The organism is Streptomyces sp. M41 (assembly GCF_043673425.1).
In the GTDB taxonomy this organism is placed as follows: domain Bacteria; phylum Actinomycetota; class Actinomycetes; order Streptomycetales; family Streptomycetaceae; genus Streptomyces.
In genome coordinates this window covers 24,637-44,265 of the sequence record NZ_JBIMKE010000018.1, presented here as the reverse complement: position 1 = coordinate 44,265, position 19,629 = coordinate 24,637, and the positions used below count along the sequence as shown (strand labels likewise).

The following is a 19,629-nucleotide window of genomic DNA, read 5'->3' as shown; positions in this document are numbered from 1 at the left end:
AAGGCGTGGTGGCACCGCGAGCACCCTCTCGCCCACGCCCCGAGGGACCACCCCGGGGCGGATCGTGCGTCCCGGCCGACCGGACGGAGCGCACCATGCTCGACGTCACCCTCATCCGACAGCACCCCGACCAGGTCCGCCAAGGGCTGCGCAAGCGCGGCTCGGACGCCGACGTCCCGGCCTTCCTCGCCCTCGACGCCGGGTTCCGCGAGGCCCGTGCCGCCGTGGAGCGGCTGCGCGGCGAGCGTCGGCGGATCTCGGCCGAGATCGCCGCACGCCGCCGCGCGGACGCCGCCGCGGACGAACTGCGGGCCGACGCCAAGGCCCTGACCGACCGGCTCGCCGGGGCGGAGACGCACCTCGCCCGACTCGCCGCACGGCACCAGGAGTTCCTGGACGGCCTGCCCAACCTCCCGGACGACGACGTCGTCGCGGGCGGCAAGGAGAACAACGAGGTCGTCCGGACCACAGGCGCCCCGCCCGCCTTCGACTTCCCCGCCCGGGACCACGTCCGGCTCGCTGAGGACCTCGGCCTCGTCGACCACAGGCGCGGCACCGACCTCGCCGGCAACGGCCACTGGGTCTACCGGGGTGAGGGCGCCGCCCTGGAGTGGGCGCTGCTCAACCACTTCCTGGACGCCCACCGCCGCGCGGGCTACGAGTTCGTGCTGCCGCCGCATCTGCTCACCTACGAAGCCGGCTACACGGCGGGCCAGTTCCCGAAGTTCGCCGAGGACGTCTTCGTGGTGGAGGAGGGCGAGGACGGCCGGCCCGAACGGTTCCTGCTGCCCACCGCCGAGACCGCCCTGGTCAACCTGCACCGCGGCGAGACCCTCGACGAACGGGACCTGCCGCGCCGCTACGTCGCCTACACGCCCTGCTACCGCAGGGAGAGCGGCAGCCACCGCACCGCGGACCGCGGGACGCTGCGGGGCCACCAGTTCAACAAGGTGGAGCTGTTCCAGTTCGCCCGGCCCGAGGACTCGGACGCCGCCCACCAGGAACTGCTCGCCCGTGCCGAGGAGTTGGTCGCGGGCCTCGGCCTGCACCACCGGGTCACGAAACTCGCCGCGGGGGACACCAGCCCCGCCCAGGCCAAGACCTACGACGTGGAGGTCTGGATCCCCAGCCTGGGCGGGTACGCCGAGGTCAGCTCGGTGTCGAACGCCCGCGCCTACCAGGCCCGGCGCGGCGGCATCCGGTACCGCCCGGCCGGCGGCGGCAGGTCGGCGTACGTCCACACCCTCAACGCCTCGGGCCTGGCCACCAGCCGGCTGCTGCCCGCGATCCTGGAGCAGTTCCAGCGGGCGGACGGGACCGTTGTCGTGCCCGAGGTCCTGCGGCGGTGGGGGCTGCCCGAGGTGCTGGGCCCGGCCCGCCGCTGACGCACCCGGGGTCACCCCCTCCACTCGGTGCACGCCGGATCGCCACAACTCCGGCGTGCACCGTCTCTTCCTTCCTCAAGGCCCCGGGCGTACCTTGACGGCCGATCTGATATGCCGTCAGGAATGAGGGGACCGTGTCGAAGCAGAAGCGAACCGCCGCGCTCGCGACCGCCGCGGCCCTGGCCGGCTCGGTGGTCCTGATGGCCGCCCCCACGGCCCGGGCCGAGGTCGTCGACGTCAACTACGCCTGCAAGACGCCGATCGGCGACAAGAGCGCCGTCTCGCCTATCGACATCAAGGGCGTCAAGAGCGGCGGCGGCTACAAGGTCACCATGTCGTGGCAGAAGGGCGTCTCGTCCAGCCCGGTCGAGCTGGGCAAGGGTGCGATGAACCCGAGCGCCACCATCAAGCTGGGCGGCGCCGACAGCGGCACCCTGGCGGTGACCGGCCCGGCCAACCAGGAGGCGATTCCCGCCAACACCCCCATCAAGATCAACGACTTGACGGGCACGTACACCCCTAAGAAGACCGGCAAGGTCACCTTCACGGCGGGTGTGCTCACCATCAAGGCCCTCGGCACGACGACCACTTGCACGCCCACCAACAGCCCCGGACCCTCGCTCACCCTCGACGTGACGGCGGCATCCGGCGGTGGAGGCGGGGGCGGCGGGGGCGGTGCGGGCCAGGGCGGCTCCGACTCCGGCACCGAACTCCCGCAGACCGGCCCCGAGGACTCGGCGATCGCGCTCGGCACCCTCGGCGGCACGGTGCTGCTCGCGGGCGCGGCGGGCGCGCTGTGGCTGACGCGCAGGCGGCAGACGGCACGCCGCTGACCCTTACGTACCGAGCCGCCGGAGCCGCCGATGTCGTCAGCCGCCCGTGTCCTGTGCCTGCCCCTGCTGCTGCCGCTCCTGCTGGCGGCGGCCCCCTCGGCGACCGCCGCCGGGACCTGGTCCGTCGCGCCCTCGGGCGGCGGGCGCCCGTCCTTCTACACCGAGGGTGAGCCGGGGACGGTCCAGCAGGACACGGTGTCCGTGACGAACCGGGGCGAGCAGCCGGTCACCGTACGGCTGCACGGCACCGGCGTGCCCATCGCCTTCGCCGAGAGGTCGGTGCGGATACCGGGCCGCACCCGCGCCGAGGTCCCGTTCACGGTGACCGTCCCGACGGGCACGCCCCCGGGCGACCGCTCCGGCGAGGTCGTCGCCCGCGACACCGGGGGCCGCGCGCAGACGGTCGGGCTCCGGCTGCGCGTCACGGGCCCCGAACTGTCCGCGCTGACCGTCGAACACCTCGCGATCGGCCCCGACGGCATCGCGTACGAGCTGGTCAACCGTGGCACGACCGCCCTCGCCGCGAGCCTCGCGGTGCGTGTCGACGGTGTCTTCGGGCGCCTCCTCGACCGCCCCCCGCGCCCGCTGCCCGCCGCCCTGCCGCCGGGCAGCCGTACGAAGCTCACCGAGCCGTGGCCCGACCGGCCCGCGCTCGACGCGGTCGACGTACGGCTGACGGTGACGGCGCCGGGCGGCGCGCGCGACACGGCGCGGACGTCGGCGCGGTTCGTGCCGTGGGGTGTGGTGGCCGGGGTCGCGGGCGCCGCGGCGGCGGTGGGCGCCTGGCTCGCCGTACGGCGGCGAGGGCGCCGTGGGGCGCACGGCCGCGAGTCGGGGGCCGCGGCCGAACCGCTGCTGGAACAGGCTGAGTCGACGGGAGCGCGGACGTGACGGCCAGGGTGCGGATCGCGGTGTTGCTGGCCGTGCTGGCGTTGCTGGCGCCGACGGCGGCCGCGGTGGTGGACGACGGGCCGCCGGTCGTGAAGCTCTCCGAGTCCCAGGCGGGCACGGGCGGCTCGGTCACCGTGACCGGCAGCGGCTGGCGGCCCCGTGCCCTGCTGATGATCCTGATCTGCGGCCAGTCCGTGCCGTCGACCGGGGTGCGCGGCGGCACCAACTCCTGCGCCAACGCCGACGGCCGGGCCGTGACCACGGACGCCGAGGGACGCTTCAGCAAGAAGCTGCCGGTCGCCGAGCCGCCCGTGCCGTGCCCGTGCGTGGTGCATGTGGCGACGGCGACCGGGGCGAAGGCCGAGGCCGACGCGATCTTCCAGGTGGCGGGGCACGCCGTGGAGCCGCTGCCGGCGGAGCCCTCCGGTGGCCGTCTGTCGGTCCTCACCGACACCCGGCTGGACGGCTCCGGCGGACTGCTCACCTGGTTCGGCGCACGGCCGGCCCGCACGCTCGTCTTCACCGTCGGCAACGTCGGCACCTCCGCCGTGAAGAACCCGGTCTTCCAAGTGGGCACCTCCCACGGAGTGTTCGCCCCGCGGTGGGAGGAACAGCAGTGGCGCGGCACGATCCGGCCGGGAGAGAAGGCACGGATCGAACTGCCCGTGGAGCTCGCCGCCGGGGCGCACGGCGACTACACGGTCTCCCTGAAGTACGGCGGCAAGGTCATGGCCGAACAGCCCTGGGGCGTGGGCCGGCCCTGGGGTGTGACGCTGTTCTGGGTCCTGGTCTGCCTGGTCGTGCCGGCGGCCCTGTTCCGTGCCGGAATGGCCGTGGTGGACCGCGTACGGCCGCGGCAGGCCGCCCGCCGCCCAAGGGTCCGCATGCCCGAACTGGCCCTGCGCCTGCCGGGGTTGAGACCCCGCCAAGAGGCGCGGCACTCCCAGCGTTCGTCCTCGGCCCTGCCGTGGTTCACCCCGGACAACGACCCGGGCACGGCCGGTCGGCTCTCCGCACCGCACGACGACAGCCCGACGAGTCCTACGGCTCCGACCAGGAAGGGACCCCCGTGAGCAAGCCAAGGAGAGTCACCCCGGCACGCCCCCGCAGAGCGACCGCGGCGGGCGCCGCCCTGATGCTCGGCGGCGCGGGCGTGCTGCTCGGCGTGGCCGCCGCGCCCGCACAGGCCGCCGAGGTGTCGTACGCGACCGAGTGCATCCCGCCCGCCATCTCCGGGCTGCCGCCGGTCCAGGGCACCACGAAGGTGGAGATCACCGCGCCCGCCGAGGCGAAGGTCGGCGACGAGGTGGAGATCGTCTGGAAGTTCACACAGGCGGCGTCCAAGAACCCCGACATCCTCGACCTCGGTGAGAACACCGTCCGGCCGACGGGGACCCTGAAGGCGGCCGGCGCGCAGACGGCGGCCGTCGCCATGGAAGGGCCGCGGCAGAACCCGCCGATCCCCAAGGGCGGCGACATGAAGCTGTCCGACATGAAGGGCAAGCTGAAGCTGACGGCGCCGGGCGAGGTGACGCTGACGCCGGACGCGTACGACATCAACGTCAACAAGCCGATCTCCACGGACACCAAGTGTTCGCCGAAGGAGACGGTGAAGGCGGCGGCGACCATCAAGGTGACCGACGGCGGCGGGGGTTCGGGCGGTACGACGGGCGGGCAGCCGACGGACGTCCCGACCGAGCCGACGAGCGAACCGACGGGGCCGGCCGAACCGACGCCGAGCGAGAGCGAGACCGGCGGGGACAGCGGCGGTACGAGTACGTCAGGCGGCGGAGGCGGCGGCCAGACCGACTTCACCGGCAAGGAGGTGAAGGTCCCCTACGAGTGCAAGACGCCCATCGGCGACAAGAACGCGACCTCCCCGGTCCGGATCGACGCCAGGAAGAACGGCGGGAGCTTCGACCTGACGGTCCGGTTCGAGAAGTCGGTGATGGACAGCCCCGCCGAGATCCCGAAGGACTCGGTCAAGCCGTCGATGGAGGTCGTCCTCGGCGGCTCCGACAAGGGCACGGTCCATGTCGAGGGCCCGACCAACGCCGAGCCGATCAAGGCGGGCGACCCGATCGAGATCCCGGACCTCACGGGCACCTACAAGCCGGGCGCGAGCGGGGAGTCGACCCTCTCTCCGGGCGTGCTGACGGTGCAGGCCCTGGGCACGACGACCACCTGCACGCCGACGAAGACGGAGGTCTCCCTGACCCTCGACACGACCGAGCAGGCGAGCGGCGCTTCGGGCGGCGGCTCGACCGAAGGCTCGGCGGGCGGTTCCGCGGGCGGCTCGTCGACGGACGGCGGCCTGGCGGCCACGGGCGCGGAGGACCACGGCTCCCTGAAGGCACTGGGCCTGGTGGCGGGGACGGCACTGCTGCTCGGAGGCGCGGTGTTCACGTTCCTGCCTGGAAGGAGGACCAGGTAACGCCCCGCAGGGGCGCGAGGAACCGCGCACAGTCACACAAGAGGACGGGGCCGCTGAAACCCACGTGGATTCCAACGGCCCCTACGGCTCAGGCAGCGCGCTAGCGCACGTTGCCCATCAGCGCGCGGATCTTGCGCCCGGCCATCATGAAGGCCAGCCCGGCCGCGACCGCGATGACGGCCCACATCGAGTAGTACACCGCGTCACCCAGCGGAGCGTTCAGCTTGGTGGTCCAGCCGTTGAGGGCGTTGCCCGTCGCGGTGGCCAGGAACCACAGGCCCATGATCTGGCCGACGAACTGCTTCGGCGCGAGCTTCGTCGACAGGGACAGGCCCACCGGCGACAGGCACATCTCGCCGAGGGTCTGCGCCAGGTAGACGCTCAGCAGCCAGAAGACGGTGACCTTGCCCGTGTCGCTGTTCGCGGCGGCGGCACCGGCCAGGCCCATGATGCCGAACGAGCCGCCGATGAGGAGCATCGCCAGTGCGAACTTCATGGGTGTGCTGGGCTCACGGTCGCGCTTGGCCAGCTTCACCCACAGGGCGGCGAAGAGCGGGGCGAGCACGATGACCATGGCCGGGTTCACCGACTGGAACCAGGACGCCGGGAACTCCCAGCCGCCGATCATGCGGTCGGTCTTGCCGTCGGCGAAGATCGTCAGCAGCGAGCCGGACTGGTCGTAGATCATCCAGAACAGCACGGCGGTGGCGAAGAACCAGGCGAAGGCCTGGATCTTCGGCTTGTCCTCCTTGGCCAGAGCCGGGTTCCGGTACATCGACACGAAGTAGACGATCGGGACGACGATGCCGAGGACGGCGAGCACGTTGACGATGTGCTCGATGTCGTAGGTGCCCAGCAGGATGTCCAGGACCAGCGCGGCGACCGCGATGCCGCCCCACAGCGAGACCTTGCGCAGCGCGGCGCGCTTCTCCGCCGGGGAGGCCGGGGTGCCCGGCCGCTTGCCGATGTCACCGAGGTGCCGGCCGCCGAGGACGTACTGGATGACGGCGAGGGTCATACCCACACCGGCGACGCCGAAGCCGAGGTGCCAGTTGACGTTCTCACCGAGGTAGCCGACGACCAGCGGAGCGGCCAGGGCGCCGATGTTGATCGCCATGTAGAAGAGCGTGAAACCGGCGTCGCGGCGGGCGCTGGGCTGGCCCTCGTAGAGGCCGCCGACCATCGCGGAGATGTTCGGCTTCAGCAGGCCGGTGCCGATCGCGATCAGGCCGAGACCGCAGAAGAAGGCGACGTCCGAGGGGATCGCCAGCGTGAAGTGGCCGGCGGCGATGACGATGCCGCCGACGAGCACGGCCTTGCGGGCGCCCCAGAGGCGGTCGGCGACCCAGCCTCCGGGCATGGCGGCCATGTACACGACCGCGTTGTACACGCCGTAGATCGAGGCGGCCAGGGCCTCCCGGCCAGCCAGGGGGCCGTCGAGGACGCCCGCGATCAGATAGAGGACGAGGATGCCGCGCATCCCGTACCAGGAGAAGCGCTCCCACATCTCCGTCATGAAGAGCGTGGCCATACCGCGGGGGTGGCCGAAGAAGGTCTTCTCGGAGCCGGGGGTGCCCGGGGAGGCCGAGTCCTTCGTCAGGCTGGACGCCATGGTCGATCCTTGCTGGTCGGGACGCGCACTGACGCAGAACGCCCACGCGCCCGGTGGGGGGAGGCCGACACCGGTGGTCACGGGCCGCCGCCCCACGCCCAGAGGGATTCCCGCTCCGGATCGCGAAGCGGAAGACGGCGACCGCCGGGATCCACGCCCCCGCCTTCGGGGGCCCGGCCACAGGTCTTTCCTTTTTCAGTCCGCACACAAAAGAGACCCTCGGCGTCAAATGCGCCGAAGGTCCCGCAGTGCTACAGGCGTGGAGTCACCATACGTCAGGACACTGCCGGATATGGAAGGACTTGAGACACGGATCACAGGTGTTCAAGGAACCGCAGGCGCCGTTTCCAAGGTCCTTCACAGGATCGCACCCCATAGGCATGGTCTGTACCACTGGGGCCCGAAGGTAAGAGCCGTGCCAAGAACGAGTAAGAATCAAGACCTGCGATCACCCCCCGGCTCTTGTCATGGGCGGACTACCATCAGCTCATGACCCGTGTACTGCTCGCCGAGGACGACGCGTCCATTTCGGAGCCGCTGGCCCGTGCCCTGCGCCGGGAAGGGTACGAGGTCGAGGTGCGGGAGGACGGCCCCGCCGCGCTCGACGCGGGAATGCAGGGCGGAGTCGACCTGGTCGTGCTGGATCTGGGCCTGCCCGGCATGGACGGCCTCGAGGTGGCCCGCCGGCTGCGCGCCGAGGGCCACACGGTGCCGATCCTCATCCTGACCGCGCGCGCCGACGAGGTGGACACCGTGGTCGGCCTGGACGCGGGCGCCGACGACTACGTCACCAAGCCGTTCCGGCTCGCCGAGCTGCTCGCCCGGGTCCGGGCCCTGCTGCGCCGCGGGTCGGCGGAGCCGCAGCAGCCGCCGGCCACGCACGGAGTGCGGATCGACGTCGAGTCGCACCGGGCGTGGATGGGCGACGAGGAGCTCCAGCTCACCGCGAAGGAGTTCGACCTGCTGCGGGTGCTGGTGCGGGACGCCGGCCGGGTGGTCACCCGGGACCAGCTGATGCGCGAGGTCTGGGACACGACCTGGTGGTCGTCGACCAAGACGCTCGACATGCACATCTCCTGGTTGCGCAAGAAGCTGGGCGACGACGCGGCCAACCCCCGCTACATCGCAACGGTGCGGGGCGTGGGCTTCCGCTTCGAGAAGAGCTGAGCCGCAAGGCCCTACGCGCCGCACGAGCCGTACGAACCACTAGACCGACAAGTAGCAGGACATGCGTCGTCGACTGATCCAGTCCACGCTCGCCGTCGTTCTCGTCGTCATCGCCGTCTTCGGCGTGTCGCTCGTGATCGTCGAGACGCGGACGATCACCAGTACCGCGCAGGAGCGCGTGGACACCGAGGCCGTCCGGCTGGCCAGCATCGTGGACAGCCGGCTCCTCGGGGACGAGACCGTGAACGCCTCGGTGCTGCGGGACCAGATCCAGGGGGACCGGTACGCCGAGATCCGCATCCCCGGCCAGTCCCTCATCGAGGTGGGCAGCAAGCCCACGGGTGACGTCATCGCCGCCACCGAGACGGGTGAGGAGGGCGAGACGGTCACCGTGCAGGAGCCGCGCTCCTCGGTGACCCGGGAGGTCGGCCGTACCTTGCTGATCATCGGGGCGGTGGCGCTGCTGGCGGTGATCGCGGCGGTGCTGCTGGCGGTGCGCCAGGCGAACCGGCTGGCCTCGCCGCTCACCGACCTGGCCGAGACGGCCGAACGCCTCGGCTCGGGCGACCCCCGCCCCCGGCACAAGCGGTACGGCGTCCCCGAGCTGGACCGGGTGGCGGACGTGCTGGACTCCTCCGCGGAGCGCATCGCCCGCATGCTGACCGCGGAGCGCCGGCTGGCCGCGGACGCCTCCCACCAGCTGCGCACCCCGCTCACCGCGCTCTCGATGCGCCTGGAGGAGATCACCCTCACCGACGATCCCGAGACGGTGAAGGACGAGGCGACCATCGCCCTGGCGCAGGTGGAGCGCCTCACGGACGTGGTCGAACGCCTCCTGACCAACTCCCGCGATCCACGCAGCGGCTCCGCCGTCACCTTCGACCTCGACGAGGTCATCCAGCAGCAGCTGGCCGAGTGGCGTCCGGCGTACCGCAGCGCGGGGCGGGCGATCGTGACCTCGGGCAAGCGGCACCTGGAGGCGGTCGGCACCCCGGGCGCGGTCGCGCAGGTCCTCGCCGCGCTGATCGAGAACTCCCTCATGCACGGCGGCGGCACGGTGGCGCTGCGCACCCGCGTCACCGGCAACCAGTCGGTCATCGAGGTCACGGACGAGGGCCCCGGCATCCCGCCCGACCTGGGCGCCCGCATCTTCGAGCGGGCCATCAGCGGACGCAACTCCACGGGCATCGGCCTGGCGGTGGCCCGGGATCTCGCCGAGGCCGACGGGGGCCGCCTGGAAATGCTCCAGGCGAATCCGCCGGTCCTGGCCCTGTTCCTGTCGCGCACCCCGCCACCGAAGAAGCCGGCCGACTCGGGCGCGACGGTCAGGTGACGTGGGGGTGACGGCGGGGGGCCGTCGGGGTCAGGGGGTGATGCGCGGCAGTCGGCGGCGTCAGCCGACCCGCTGCCGTACCCGCGGCTTCTCCGACCGTCCCCGCTTCTCCAGGAACGATTCGGCGCCGTCGGACACCGGCTCCTGCACCGGCAGAGCGCGGAACACCCACGTCCGGTAGGACCAGAACCGGAACAGCGTCGCGACACCGATGCCGAGGAACTTGAAGATGTTGCTCTGGAGCGGGCTGTCCCACCCGAATCCGTACGTCGCCGTGTACAGCACACCGTTCTCGATCACCAGACCGACCACGCTGAACAGCAGGAACAGACCCAGTTCCTTCGTACGACGACTCTTGTCGCGGTCCCGGTACGTGAAGTAGCGGAACCCGAGGTAGTTGAAGATGATCGCGACGACGGTGGCGATGACACTCGCCCGCACCACCTGGAGGTCGGTCACATGACGTACCAGGTTGAACACGAGGAGATTGACCAGCAGCCCCGCTCCACCCACCGCGCCGAATTTGGCCACCTCACGCACCAGCCGGTCGACGCGCTGCCGGACGGCACTGCGAGGTGCCGGAGGCGCCGTATGAAGCCCCGAGGAACCACGTCCCATGGTCGTGAAGGCTCCTGTCGGTCGATTTATCGGTCGGTTTCGTCAACCCAGCCATGCTAACCACCCCCTTCCACGATTGCCTGTGGGCGGGCTCATACGCCGGGATGCGGCCCGGGAAAAGTCCGGTAAGAGGGTCGCCCCGGCGCGGCCGATACCCTAGGGGCGTGACGTTCCCGGTAGTCGGCATGGTCGGCGGGGGCCAGCTCGCTCGTATGACACACGAGTCAGGCATCCCGCTGGGCATCAGGTTCAAGCTCCTCAGTGACACCCCTCAGGATTCCGCGGCGCAGGTCGTAGGCGATGTCGTCATCGGCGACTATCGCGACCTCGACACGCTGCGCGAGTTCGCGAGGGGCTGCGATGTGATCACCTTCGATCACGAACATGTACCCACCGAGCACCTCAGGGCCCTGGAGGCGGACGGCATCCCCGTCCGGCCCGGCCCGGACGCGCTCGTGCACGCCCAGGACAAGGGCGTGATGCGCGCGAGGCTCGATGCGATCGGTGTGCCCTGCCCACGGCACCGCATCGTGACCGATCCGCTGGACGTGGTCGCGTTCGCGGCCGAGGGCGACGGCTTCCCGGTCGTCCTCAAGACCGTCCGCGGCGGCTACGACGGCAAGGGCGTCTGGGTCGTCGAGTCCGCCGAGGAGGCCGCGGACCCCTTCCGCGCCGGCGTTCCGGTCCTCGCCGAGGAGAAGGTCGACTACGTCCGTGAGCTTGCCGCGAACGTCGTACGCTCCCCGCACGGCCAGGCCGTCGCCTACCCGGTGGTCGAGTCCCAGCAGGTGAACGGCGTCTGCGACACGGTCATCGCGCCCGCCCCCGACCTCGACGAGGCCCTCGCGCTCAAGGCCGAGGAGATGGCCCTGACCATCGCCAAGGAACTCGGCGTCGTCGGCCACCTCGCCGTCGAGCTGTTCCAGACCCGCGACGGCCGCATCCTCGTCAACGAACTGGCGATGCGCCCGCACAACTCGGGCCACTGGACCCAGGACGGCGCGGTCACCTCCCAGTTCGCCAACCATGTCCGCGCGGTCCTCGACCTCCCCCTCGGCGACCCGCGCCCACGCGCCAGGTGGACGGTCATGGTCAACGTCCTCGGCGGCGACTACCCCGACATGTACTCCGCGTACCTGCACTGCATGGCCCGCGACCCGCAGCTCAAGATCCACATGTACGGCAAGGATGTGAAGCCCGGCCGCAAGGTCGGCCACGTCAACACCTACGGCGACGACCTGGACGACGTTCTCGAGCGCGCGCGTCACGCTGCCGGTTATCTGAGAGGCACGATCACCGAATGAGCCCTGTTGTTGGCATCGTCATGGGGTCGGACTCCGACTGGCCCGTCATGGAGGCCGCCGCCAAGGCCCTCGACGAGTTCGAGATCGAGTACGAGGTCGACGTCGTCTCCGCGCACCGCATGCCCGGCGAGATGATCACCTACGGCGAGCAGGCAGCCGAGCGCGGACTGAAGGTGATCATCGCCGGTGCCGGCGGCGCCGCCCACCTGCCGGGCATGCTCGCCTCGGTCACCCCGCTGCCGGTCATCGGCGTCCCCGTCCCGCTGAAGTACCTCGACGGCATGGACTCGCTGCTGTCGATCGTGCAGATGCCGGCCGGCGTCCCGGTGGCCACCGTCTCGGTCGCGGGCGCCCGCAACGCCGGTCTGCTGGCCACCCGCATCCTCGCCGCCCACGACGAGGACCTGATGCAGAAGATGCGTGACTTCCAGCAGGACCTGAACGACCAGGCCACCGAGAAGGGCAAGCGGCTGCGCGCCAAGGTGGAGGGCGCGGCGGGCTTCGGCTTCGGCCCGGGGAAGTGACGGCGATGACCGCACTGGAGACAGCGCGGGAACTGCTGCGCGAGTTCCCGGTCGTCGACGGCCACAACGACCTGCCGTGGGCCCTGCGCCAGCAGGTCCGCTACGACCTCGACGCCCGGGACATCGCCGGCGACCAGCGAGCCCATCTGCACACCGACATCCCCCGGCTGCGCGCGGGCGGCGTCGGCGCGCAGTTCTGGTCGGTGTACGTGCGGTCGGACTTCGCGGGGGACACCGCGGTCAGCGCCACCCTCGAACAGATCGACTGCGTACGGCAGTTGATCGAGCGTCACCCGGACGCCCTGCGCCCGGCGGCGACGGCGGCGGACATGGAGGCGGCCCGCGCCGAGGGCCGTATCGCCTCCCTCATCGGCGCCGAGGGCGGCCACTCCATCGCCGACTCGCTCGCGACGCTACGCGCGTTGTACGCCCTCGGCGTCCGGTACATGACCCTCACCCACAACGACAACATCGCGTGGGCCGACTCCGCGACGGACGAGCCCGGGGTGGGCGGCCTGTCGGCGTTCGGCCGCGAGGTGGTCCGGGAGATGAACCGCGAGGGCATGCTCGTCGACCTCTCGCACGTGGCGGCGACGACGATGCGCGACGCGCTCGACGTCTCGGTCGCCCCGGTGATCTTCTCCCACTCCTCGGCCCGCGCGGTCTGCGACCACCCGCGCAACATCCCGGACGACGTCCTGGAACGCCTCCCCGGCAACGGCGGTGTCGCGATGGTGACGTTCGTGCCGAAGTTCGTCCTCCAGGCCGCCGTCGACTGGACGGCCGCGGCCGACGAGAACATGCGCGCCCACGGCTTCCATCACCTCGACACCACCGCAGAGGCGATGAAGGTCCATCGCGCCTTCGAGGAGAACACCCCGCGCCCGGTCGCCACGGTGTCCACGGTCGCCGACCACCTGGACCACATGCGCGAGGCCGCCGGCATCGACCACCTCGGCATCGGCGGCGACTACGACGGCACCGCCTTCACCCCGGACGGCCTGAACGACGTCTCCGGCTACCCCAACCTGATCGCCGAACTGCTGGACCGCGGCTGGTCGAGGACCGACCTGGCCAAGCTGACCTGGCAGAACGCGGTACGAGTGCTGGGCGCGGCCGAGGACGTGGCCCGCGACCTGCGAGCCGGCCGGGGTCCGTCCAACGCGACCATCGAGCAGCTGGACGGCTGACAACCCCTGGGGGCGGGGGCCGGCGCGCGACCGGCCCCCGCCCCCGCACCGCGCTCGACGCTTGATGCTCGACGCTCGACGCTCGACGCGGGGCCGTACCCTCGAACGCCCCGCCCACCAGGAAGCCGCCGCGGGTCCGTGCGACGGTGAACCGTACTGCTGATCAGGACACCGATCACGTACGGAGACCGCCATGGCAGACCTCAAGGACGAACTGGACACCAGCTCCGAGGTCGGCGCGCTCGACGACCTGCCCGACCGGCTCCCCGGGGAACCGTCCGAACCGGTCACCGGCCCCGGTGAGGGCACCGACGCCGGTCTCCTCGACCGGGCCCATGCCCTGCTCGTCACGCACCCCGTGGCCGACGGATACAGCGGGCTGCCATGGGCCCTGCGCCACCTGCCCTGGTTCGATCTGGAACTCGGCGAGAGCGCTGTGGACACCGATGTGCCGCGGATGCGCGAAGGCCATGTCGGCGCGCTGTTCTGGGCGTTGCACCTGCCCGAGGGGCTGGGCGGAGACCGGGCCGTCGGTGCCACGCTGGAACAGCTGGACCTGGTGAAGACCGTCGTGCGGGCCCATCCCGAGGGGCTGCGCCTCGCCGACACCCCCGGCCCGATCACCGATGTCCAGCACTGCGGCCGGGTCGCCGTCCTGCCCGGTCCCGCGGGAGCCGCGGCCCTCGGCGACTCCCTCGGCATCCTGCGCTCGCTGCACGGCCTCGGACTGCGGGTCCTCACCCTGTGCGGCACGTCCTGGGCGAGCGAGGCGGGGCTGACCCGGTTCGGTGAGGAGGTGCTGCGCGAGATGAACCGCCTCGGCGTGCTGGCCGACCTCTCCGGCGCCTCCGCCGACACGGTGCGCCGCGCGTGCGCCGTCTCCAAGGCGCCGGTCATGTGCGCGCGCTCCGCCGCCCTCGCCCTGCGCCCCCACCCGGCCAACCTCAGCGACGAGCTCCTCGCCCGGCTCGGCGCGGTCAAGGGCCTGTGCATGGTGCCGCTCACCGCCGAGCAGACCGGCCCCTCGGTCCGGGACGTCGCCGACCACCTCGACCATGTGCGCAAGGTCGCCGGCCCGGAGTGCGTCGGCCTCTCCGGCACCTACGACGCCGGCGCCGCCCATCCCCAGGACCTCGCCGATGCCTCCCGCTACCCGCACCTCATCGCGGAGCTGCTGCGGCGGGACTGGTCGGATGCCGATATCGCGCTGCTGACCTGGGGTAACGTCCAGCGCGTCCTGCGTGAGGCCGACTTCACGGCCCGGGAGGCACAGCGCCGCCGGGAGCCGTCGACGGCGAAGATCGCGGAGTTCGACGGCTGATCACTCGTGCTCGATCCGGCAGAGGCAGAACGGATGCCCCGCCGGATCGGCGTACACCCGGAAGTCGTCCTTGTCCTCGGCGTGCAGCAGCCGCGCACCCAGCGCCAGCACCTTCTCCTGGGCCGCCTCGACCTCCTCCCAGGTGGACCCGGCGTCGAAGTCCAGGTGGAACTGCTGGGATTTGCGGTCGGCCCGCGGCCACTCCGGCGGGGTGAAGCCGGGCGCCGGCTGGAAGGCGAGCCGTGGCCCGCCCGGCAGCCGGAGCACCACCCAGCCGGGGTCGTCGTCCTCGGGCGTACCGCCGCCGACGCCGGCGTAGAAGCGGGCCAGGGCACGCGGGTCGGGGCAGTCGATGACGACGGAACGCAAGGGTGCGACGGGGGCCATCGGTTCCTCCCGGGGTCGGGGCGGATCAGCGGGCTCGCGTGATCAGCAGGCGCACAGACAGAACGGGTGCCCGGCCGGGTCGGCGTAAACCCTGAAGGTCCGCGCCCGGTCCTCGGTCTCCAGTGGCTTCGCGCCGAGGGCCAGCACCTCCTTCTCGGCGGCGTCCAGATCCTCGACGGTCAGGTCCAGGTGGAACTGCTGCGAGTGCTCGGGCGACGGCCACTTCGGCGGTACGTATCCGGGGGCGGCCTGGAACGCCAGCGTCTGCCCGCCGGGCAGCTTCAGGTCGACCCAGTCCTCCTCCTCCACGACGGTGCCGCCGAGCACGCGCGCGTAGAAGTCCGCGAGGGCGTTGGGGTCGGGACAGTCCAGGACGACGGCGCCCAGTCCGGCGATGGCCATGACTTCCTCCTGAAAGCGTTGGTGAGGCGTGGTCGCCTGCATCGATACCGTTACCTGCATCGGCCTTCAACAGGTAACGCCGTTACCGCATGCTCCCGCATCGGCAGTAACATCGCAAGGGGAAATGCGGGAGGTAGCGTGCAGCCATGAGTGAGAGATCGCCCGCGCCCGGGGGCCTGGAACTCATCCAGTCCCTGGTCAACACACTGGATGTGGAGACGGGTGCCGACGCGCTGGACACGGCGCAGGGGCGGGCGCGCTTCGGGCTGGCCGAGGAGGATCTGCCGGGGGCACGGGAGCTGCGGGAGTCCCTGCGCGTGGCTCTGCTCGCCCACGCGGGCCATCCGCCGCACCGCCCGGTGACCCCGCTGGGCGAGCTGCTGTCGGCGGCCCCGCTGCTCGTCAGGGTCGACGCCGGTGACGGCTCGGCCACCCTGGGCGCGGCCGACGAGGCCCCGCTGCCCTCCCGGGTCGCGGCGGCGATCGCCCGGGCCCTCGTCGAGGACACCTGGACCCGGCTGAAGGCCTGCGAGGCGGCCGACTGTCTGTGGGCGTACTACGACCGCAGCCCCGCCGGCCGTGGCCGCTGGTGCTCGATGCAGGTGTGCGGGGCGCGTGCGAAGATGCGGCGCTACCGAGCCAAGTGAGCCTTTTCGCAAGGTTGTTGAAGATTCACTCGGCGCTCCACGGCCGTTGTGGGGCAGAATGCCACAAGACGCCGTTTCGGCCGACTGAGCCTCGGCCGAAACGGCGTCACCCGTCCGCCCCGAGCCGGCGGCCGGGCACGGCGACGCACCGGCCCGCTCAGAACGTCATGATCTGCACGGCCCGGCGCTCATGGACACGGAGCCGTCACGACCGCACCCGCATCGGCTAGGCCGTCGGCCGGCCCATCGCCCGGTAGTTCCAGCCCGCGTCACGCCACACCTGGGGATCGAGCGCATTGCGCCCGTCCAGCAAGACCCTGGCCGCGACGACCGCACCCAGCTCCGCCGGGTCCAGCTCGCGGAACTCCCGCCATTCCGTCAGATGCAGTACGACATCGGCGCCCCGCACCGCCTCCAGCGCGGTGTCGGCATAGCCGAGGGTGGGGAAGATACGGCGGGCGTTCGCCATGCCCTTCGGGTCGTAGACCGTGACCTGGCCGCCCTGGAGGTGGATCTGCCCGGCGACGTTCAGCGCGGGCGAGTCCCGTACGTCGTCCGAGTCCGGCTTGAAGGTGGCGCCGAGCACGGCGACCCGCTTGCCCAGGAAGGGACCACCACCCAGCGCCTCCCGCGTGAGCTCCACCATCTGCCCGCGCTGACGCATGTTGATCGAGTCGATCTCGCGCAGGAAGGTCAGCGCCTGGTCGGCGCCCAGCTCACCGGCCCGCGCCATGAACGCGCGGATGTCCTTGGGCAGACAGCCGCCCCCGAACCCGATCCCGGCCCGCAGGAACTTCTTCCCGATCCGGTCGTCGTACCCGATGGCCTCCGCCAGCTTGGCGACATCGCCGCCGGCGGCCTCGCACACCTCCGCCATCGCGTTGATGAACGAGATCTTGGTGGCCAGGAAGGAGTTGGCGGAGGTCTTCACCAGCTCGGAGGTGGGGAAGTCGGTGACGACGAAGGGGGAGCCGTCCGCGATCGGCGTCGCGTACACCTCGCGCAGCAGCTTCTCGGCCCGCTCGCTGCGCACGCCGACCACGATCCGGTCCGGGTGCAGCGTGTCCTGGACGGCGAAGCCCTCGCGCAGGAACTCCGGGTTCCAGGCGAGCTCTGCCTCCGCACCGACGGGTGCCAGCTCGGCCAGCACCTTGGCCAGCCGCTCCGCCGACCCCACGGGCACCGTCGACTTGCCGACGACGAGCGCGGGCCGCTTCAGGTGCGGGGCGAGCCAGCTCACCGCGTTGTCCACGTAAGACATGTCGCAGGCGTACTCGCCGTGGCGCTGGGGTGTGTTGACGCAGATGAAATGGACATCGCCGAAGTCGGCGATCTCTTCCCAGTCCATGGTGAAGCGAAGCCGGCCGGTGGAACCCTCGATCCCGGCGACATGCCTGCTCAGCAGTTCGTCAAGACCCGGCTCGAACATCGGGGCCCGGCCCTCTTCGAGCCCCTTGATCTTCTCGGGTACGACATCGATGCCCAGGACCTCGAAGCCGAGCTCGGCCATGGCGGCGGCGTGTGTGGTGCCCAGGTAGCCGCCGGCGCCGATCACGGTGATCTTGAGGGGCATGGGGTACTCCAGACAGGGACGGCGTCGATGCGGAGCCGAGCATAGTCGGAGCCCCTGACGGGCAACTTCCCAGCTGTCGCCAAGCTCACGTACCCGTCCGGTGGGCCGACCCTTAAAATTTGAGTTACTTAACGGTAATTAGCGCCAGCATCGCACTTAGACACACAGCGTCCTTGGAGCGTGAGAGACCTTGGCCGGATCGGCTGACTTCGACCTGTACCGCCCGTCCGAGGAGCACGACATGCTCCGTGACGCGATCCGCTCGCTGGCCGAGGCGAAGATCGCGCCGCACGCCGCCGCGGTCGACGAGGAGGCCCGCTTCCCGCAGGAGGCGCTGGACGCCCTGGTCGCCGGCGACCTGCACGCGGTGCACGTCCCCGAGGAGTTCGGCGGCGCGGGCGCCGACGCGCTCGCCACGGTGATCGTGATCGAGGAGGTGGCCCGCGTCTGCGCGTCCTCCTCCCTCATCCCGGCCGTGAACAAGCTGGGCTCGCTCCCGGTGATCCTCTCCGGCTCCGAGGACCTCAAGAAGAAGTACATGACCCCGCTCGCCAAGGGCGAGGGCATGTTCTCGTACTGCCTCTCCGAGCCCGACGCCGGTTCGGACGCGGCCGGCATGAAGACCAAGGCCGTCCGCGACGGAGACCACTGGATCCTCAACGGCGTCAAGCGCTGGATCACCAACGCCGGCGTCTCCGAGTACTACACGGTGATGGCGGTCACCGACCCGACGAAGCGCTCCAAGGGCATCAGCGCCTTCGTCGTCGAGAAGTCCGACGAGGGCGTCTCCTTCGGCGCCCCGGAGAAGAAGCTCGGCATCAAGGGCTCCCCGACCCGCGAGGTCTACCTCGACAACGTGCGCATCCCTGCGGACCGCATGATCGGCGAGGAGGGCACCGGCTTCGCCACCGCGATGAAGACGCTGGACCACACCCGCATCACCATCGCCGCCCAGGCCCTCGGCATCGCGCAGGGCGCCCTCGACTACGCCAAGGGCTATGTCCAGGAGCGCAAGCAGTTCGGCAAGCCGATCGCCGACTTCCAGGGCATCCAGTTCATGCTCGCCGACATGGCGATGAAGATCTCGGCCGCCCGCGCCCTGACCTACCAGGCCGCCGCCGCCTCCGAGCGGGGCGACGCCGACCTGACCTACCTCGGCGCCGCCGCCAAGTGCTTCGCCTCCGACATAGCCATGGAGGCCACCACGGACGCCGTCCAGCTCCTCGGCGGGTACGGCTACACCCGTGACTACCCGGTGGAGCGCATGATGCGCGACGCCAAGATCACGCAGATATACGAGGGCACGAACCAGGTCCAGCGCATCGTCATGGCCAGGAACCTTCCGTAACAGCCAGTGCATAGCTGAGGGGCGCCGGAACACCGGCGCCCCTCAGTCGTTCCGTGCTCCGCCCGGGCGGCGGGCGGCCTCAGTCCTCGAACCCCTCCGCCAGCCGCCGCTCCCGCAGTTCCTTGATCGCGCGGCGGCGGGCCAGCCGGTGGGTGCGGCGGATCTGTGCCTCCTGGCAGCGCCGCTTGTCGCGCTCGGTCTCCGGTATCACCTGCGGCACCCGGCGCGGCTTGCCGTCCGCGTCCACCGCCGCGAACACCAGATACGCCGAGCCGACCTGGGTGGGCGGCGCCGACTCGTTCCAACGCTCGGCCAGGACGCGTACGCCGACCTCCATCGAGGTCCGCCCGGTCCAGTTGACCTGCGCCTTCACATGGACGAGGTCGCCGACGCGCACCGGCTCCAGGAAGGCCATCTCGTCCATGGACGCGGTGACGGCGGGGCCGCCGCTGTGCCGTCCGGCCACGGCGCCCGCCGCGTCGTCGACGAGTTTCATGATCACACCGCCGTGCACCGTGCCCAGAAGGTTGGTGTCGTTGTGGGTCATGATGTGGCTGAGCGTGGTGCGGGAGGCCGACGTCGGCTTGCCCGGGATCTCCGGTGTGCCCGACTCCGGGGCGGTGACCTGGTCTGTCATGGCCTCCACCTTATGCCGCGTCG

19 protein-coding genes are annotated in these 19,629 nt (G+C 71.2%); 13 read left to right on the top strand and 6 right to left on the bottom strand.

The features are described 5' to 3' along the window. Positions 1–95 precede the first annotated feature (95 nt). The 5 genes from serS to ACHBTE_RS21945 all read left to right on the top strand — a co-directional run bounded on the left by serS (position 96) and on the right by ACHBTE_RS21945 (position 5,543). A complete protein-coding gene (serS, locus tag ACHBTE_RS21965) occupies positions 96–1,385 on the top strand; it encodes a serine--tRNA ligase (RefSeq protein WP_394725710.1) in 1,290 nt (429 codons plus the stop codon). A 134-nt stretch (positions 1,386–1,519) separates the two neighbouring features. Further along, on the top strand, positions 1,520–2,218 hold the full coding sequence (locus ACHBTE_RS21960; protein WP_394725709.1) for an LPXTG cell wall anchor domain-containing protein: 699 nt from the start codon (positions 1,520–1,522) through the stop codon (positions 2,216–2,218). A gap of 30 nt (positions 2,219–2,248) precedes the next feature. Continuing rightward, complete coding sequence (locus ACHBTE_RS21955) at positions 2,249–3,109, top strand: hypothetical protein (protein ID WP_394725707.1); 861 nt, start codon at positions 2,249–2,251, stop codon at positions 3,107–3,109. Then, complete coding sequence (locus ACHBTE_RS21950; RefSeq protein ID WP_394725706.1) at positions 3,106–4,182, top strand: hypothetical protein; 1,077 nt, start codon at positions 3,106–3,108, stop codon at positions 4,180–4,182. The genes ACHBTE_RS21955 and ACHBTE_RS21950 overlap by 4 nt, the downstream gene beginning before the upstream one ends. A 62-nt stretch (positions 4,183–4,244) precedes the next feature. Then, positions 4,245–5,543 (top strand): hypothetical protein, encoded by a 1,299-nt coding sequence (locus tag ACHBTE_RS21945; RefSeq protein WP_394725810.1) that lies wholly within the window; start codon positions 4,245–4,247, stop codon positions 5,541–5,543. 100 nt (positions 5,544–5,643) lie between these two features. Here the strand turns inward: ACHBTE_RS21945 and ACHBTE_RS21940 are convergent, their stop codons facing one another. Then, positions 5,644–7,155 carry a peptide MFS transporter gene (locus ACHBTE_RS21940; RefSeq protein WP_394725705.1) on the bottom strand — a complete coding sequence of 504 codons (1,512 nt, stop codon included), beginning with the start codon at positions 7,153–7,155 and terminating at the stop codon, positions 5,644–5,646. Between the two features lie 489 nt (positions 7,156–7,644). Between ACHBTE_RS21940 and ACHBTE_RS21935 the strand changes: the two genes are divergently transcribed. Together ACHBTE_RS21935 and ACHBTE_RS21930 are read left to right on the top strand one after the other, a co-directional pair. Continuing rightward, a complete protein-coding gene (locus ACHBTE_RS21935) occupies positions 7,645–8,322 on the top strand; it encodes a response regulator transcription factor (RefSeq protein WP_351350888.1) in 678 nt (225 codons plus the stop codon). A 61-nt stretch (positions 8,323–8,383) separates the two neighbouring features. Further along, positions 8,384–9,655: an ATP-binding protein gene (locus ACHBTE_RS21930; protein ID WP_394725704.1), complete on the top strand. Its 1,272-nt coding sequence runs from the start codon at positions 8,384–8,386 to the stop codon at positions 9,653–9,655. Positions 9,656–9,715: 60 nt separating this feature from the next. On the opposite strand, the gene ACHBTE_RS21925 is transcribed toward ACHBTE_RS21930, so the two are convergent. After that, positions 9,716–10,273: a GtrA family protein gene (locus tag ACHBTE_RS21925; protein WP_394725703.1), complete on the bottom strand. Its 558-nt coding sequence runs from the start codon at positions 10,271–10,273 to the stop codon at positions 9,716–9,718. A gap of 164 nt (positions 10,274–10,437) precedes the next feature. Between ACHBTE_RS21925 and ACHBTE_RS21920 the strand changes: the two genes are divergently transcribed. From ACHBTE_RS21920 to ACHBTE_RS21905, 4 genes are all read left to right on the top strand, one after another. Continuing rightward, the gene (locus ACHBTE_RS21920) at positions 10,438–11,577 is read left to right on the top strand and encodes a 5-(carboxyamino)imidazole ribonucleotide synthase (RefSeq protein WP_394725702.1); all 1,140 of its coding nucleotides are present in this window, start codon (positions 10,438–10,440) and stop codon (positions 11,575–11,577) included. Then, on the top strand, positions 11,574–12,101 hold the full coding sequence (gene purE, locus ACHBTE_RS21915) for a 5-(carboxyamino)imidazole ribonucleotide mutase (RefSeq protein ID WP_394725701.1): 528 nt from the start codon (positions 11,574–11,576) through the stop codon (positions 12,099–12,101). The genes ACHBTE_RS21920 and purE overlap by 4 nt, the downstream gene beginning before the upstream one ends. A gap of 5 nt (positions 12,102–12,106) precedes the next feature. After that, the gene (locus ACHBTE_RS21910; protein WP_394725700.1) at positions 12,107–13,291 is read left to right on the top strand and encodes a dipeptidase; all 1,185 of its coding nucleotides are present in this window, start codon (positions 12,107–12,109) and stop codon (positions 13,289–13,291) included. A 193-nt stretch (positions 13,292–13,484) separates the two neighbouring features. After that, positions 13,485–14,612, top strand: coding sequence for a dipeptidase (locus tag ACHBTE_RS21905; RefSeq protein WP_394725699.1), 1,128 nt, complete (start codon positions 13,485–13,487; stop codon positions 14,610–14,612). Here ACHBTE_RS21905 and ACHBTE_RS21900 read toward each other — a convergent pair whose 3' ends face one another. Together ACHBTE_RS21900 and ACHBTE_RS21895 are read right to left on the bottom strand one after the other, a co-directional pair. Further along, positions 14,613–14,999: a VOC family protein gene (locus ACHBTE_RS21900; protein ID WP_394725698.1), complete on the bottom strand. Its 387-nt coding sequence runs from the start codon at positions 14,997–14,999 to the stop codon at positions 14,613–14,615. A 42-nt stretch (positions 15,000–15,041) separates the two neighbouring features. Further along, positions 15,042–15,401 (bottom strand): VOC family protein, encoded by a 360-nt coding sequence (locus ACHBTE_RS21895; protein WP_394725697.1) that lies wholly within the window; start codon positions 15,399–15,401, stop codon positions 15,042–15,044. 146 nt (positions 15,402–15,547) lie between these two features. Between ACHBTE_RS21895 and ACHBTE_RS21890 the strand changes: the two genes are divergently transcribed. Beyond that, positions 15,548–16,048 carry a CGNR zinc finger domain-containing protein gene (locus tag ACHBTE_RS21890; protein WP_394725695.1) on the top strand — a complete coding sequence of 167 codons (501 nt, stop codon included), beginning with the start codon at positions 15,548–15,550 and terminating at the stop codon, positions 16,046–16,048. A 226-nt stretch (positions 16,049–16,274) separates the two neighbouring features. Here the strand turns inward: ACHBTE_RS21890 and ACHBTE_RS21885 are convergent, their stop codons facing one another. Next, positions 16,275–17,621 (bottom strand): UDP-glucose dehydrogenase family protein, encoded by a 1,347-nt coding sequence (locus ACHBTE_RS21885; protein WP_394725694.1) that lies wholly within the window; start codon positions 17,619–17,621, stop codon positions 16,275–16,277. Between the two features lie 190 nt (positions 17,622–17,811). Between ACHBTE_RS21885 and ACHBTE_RS21880 the strand changes: the two genes are divergently transcribed. Further along, on the top strand, positions 17,812–18,969 hold the full coding sequence (locus ACHBTE_RS21880) for an acyl-CoA dehydrogenase family protein (protein ID WP_394725693.1): 1,158 nt from the start codon (positions 17,812–17,814) through the stop codon (positions 18,967–18,969). A 79-nt stretch (positions 18,970–19,048) separates the two neighbouring features. On the opposite strand, the gene ACHBTE_RS21875 is transcribed toward ACHBTE_RS21880, so the two are convergent. After that, positions 19,049–19,606, bottom strand: a complete 558-nt coding sequence (locus ACHBTE_RS21875) for an acyl-CoA thioesterase (RefSeq protein ID WP_394725692.1) — start codon at positions 19,604–19,606, stop codon at positions 19,049–19,051. Positions 19,607–19,629 lie beyond the last annotated feature (23 nt).

Excerpts from the sequence above, each read along its gene's own strand:
- serS (WP_394725710.1), top strand. The coding sequence starts at position 96 with ATGCTCGACGTCACCCTCATCCGACAGCACCCCGACCAGGTCCGCCAA.
- ACHBTE_RS21955 (WP_394725707.1), top strand. The coding sequence starts at position 2,249 with ATGTCGTCAGCCGCCCGTGTCCTGTGCCTGCCCCTGCTGCTGCCGCTC.
- ACHBTE_RS21945 (WP_394725810.1), top strand. The coding sequence starts at position 4,245 with ATGCTCGGCGGCGCGGGCGTGCTGCTCGGCGTGGCCGCCGCGCCCGCA.
- ACHBTE_RS21940 (WP_394725705.1), bottom strand. The coding sequence starts at position 7,155 with ATGGCGTCCAGCCTGACGAAGGACTCGGCCTCCCCGGGCACCCCCGGC.
- ACHBTE_RS21935 (WP_351350888.1), top strand. The coding sequence starts at position 7,645 with ATGACCCGTGTACTGCTCGCCGAGGACGACGCGTCCATTTCGGAGCCG.
- ACHBTE_RS21930 (WP_394725704.1), top strand. The coding sequence starts at position 8,384 with ATGCGTCGTCGACTGATCCAGTCCACGCTCGCCGTCGTTCTCGTCGTC.
- ACHBTE_RS21925 (WP_394725703.1), bottom strand. The coding sequence starts at position 10,273 with ATGGGACGTGGTTCCTCGGGGCTTCATACGGCGCCTCCGGCACCTCGC.
- purE (WP_394725701.1), top strand. The coding sequence starts at position 11,574 with ATGAGCCCTGTTGTTGGCATCGTCATGGGGTCGGACTCCGACTGGCCC.
- ACHBTE_RS21910 (WP_394725700.1), top strand. The coding sequence starts at position 12,107 with ATGACCGCACTGGAGACAGCGCGGGAACTGCTGCGCGAGTTCCCGGTC.
- ACHBTE_RS21905 (WP_394725699.1), top strand. The coding sequence starts at position 13,485 with ATGGCAGACCTCAAGGACGAACTGGACACCAGCTCCGAGGTCGGCGCG.
- ACHBTE_RS21900 (WP_394725698.1), bottom strand. The coding sequence starts at position 14,999 with ATGGCCCCCGTCGCACCCTTGCGTTCCGTCGTCATCGACTGCCCCGAC.
- ACHBTE_RS21895 (WP_394725697.1), bottom strand. The coding sequence starts at position 15,401 with ATGGCCATCGCCGGACTGGGCGCCGTCGTCCTGGACTGTCCCGACCCC.
- ACHBTE_RS21890 (WP_394725695.1), top strand. The coding sequence starts at position 15,548 with ATGAGTGAGAGATCGCCCGCGCCCGGGGGCCTGGAACTCATCCAGTCC.
- ACHBTE_RS21885 (WP_394725694.1), bottom strand. The coding sequence starts at position 17,621 with ATGCCCCTCAAGATCACCGTGATCGGCGCCGGCGGCTACCTGGGCACC.
- ACHBTE_RS21875 (WP_394725692.1), bottom strand. The coding sequence starts at position 19,606 with ATGACAGACCAGGTCACCGCCCCGGAGTCGGGCACACCGGAGATCCCG.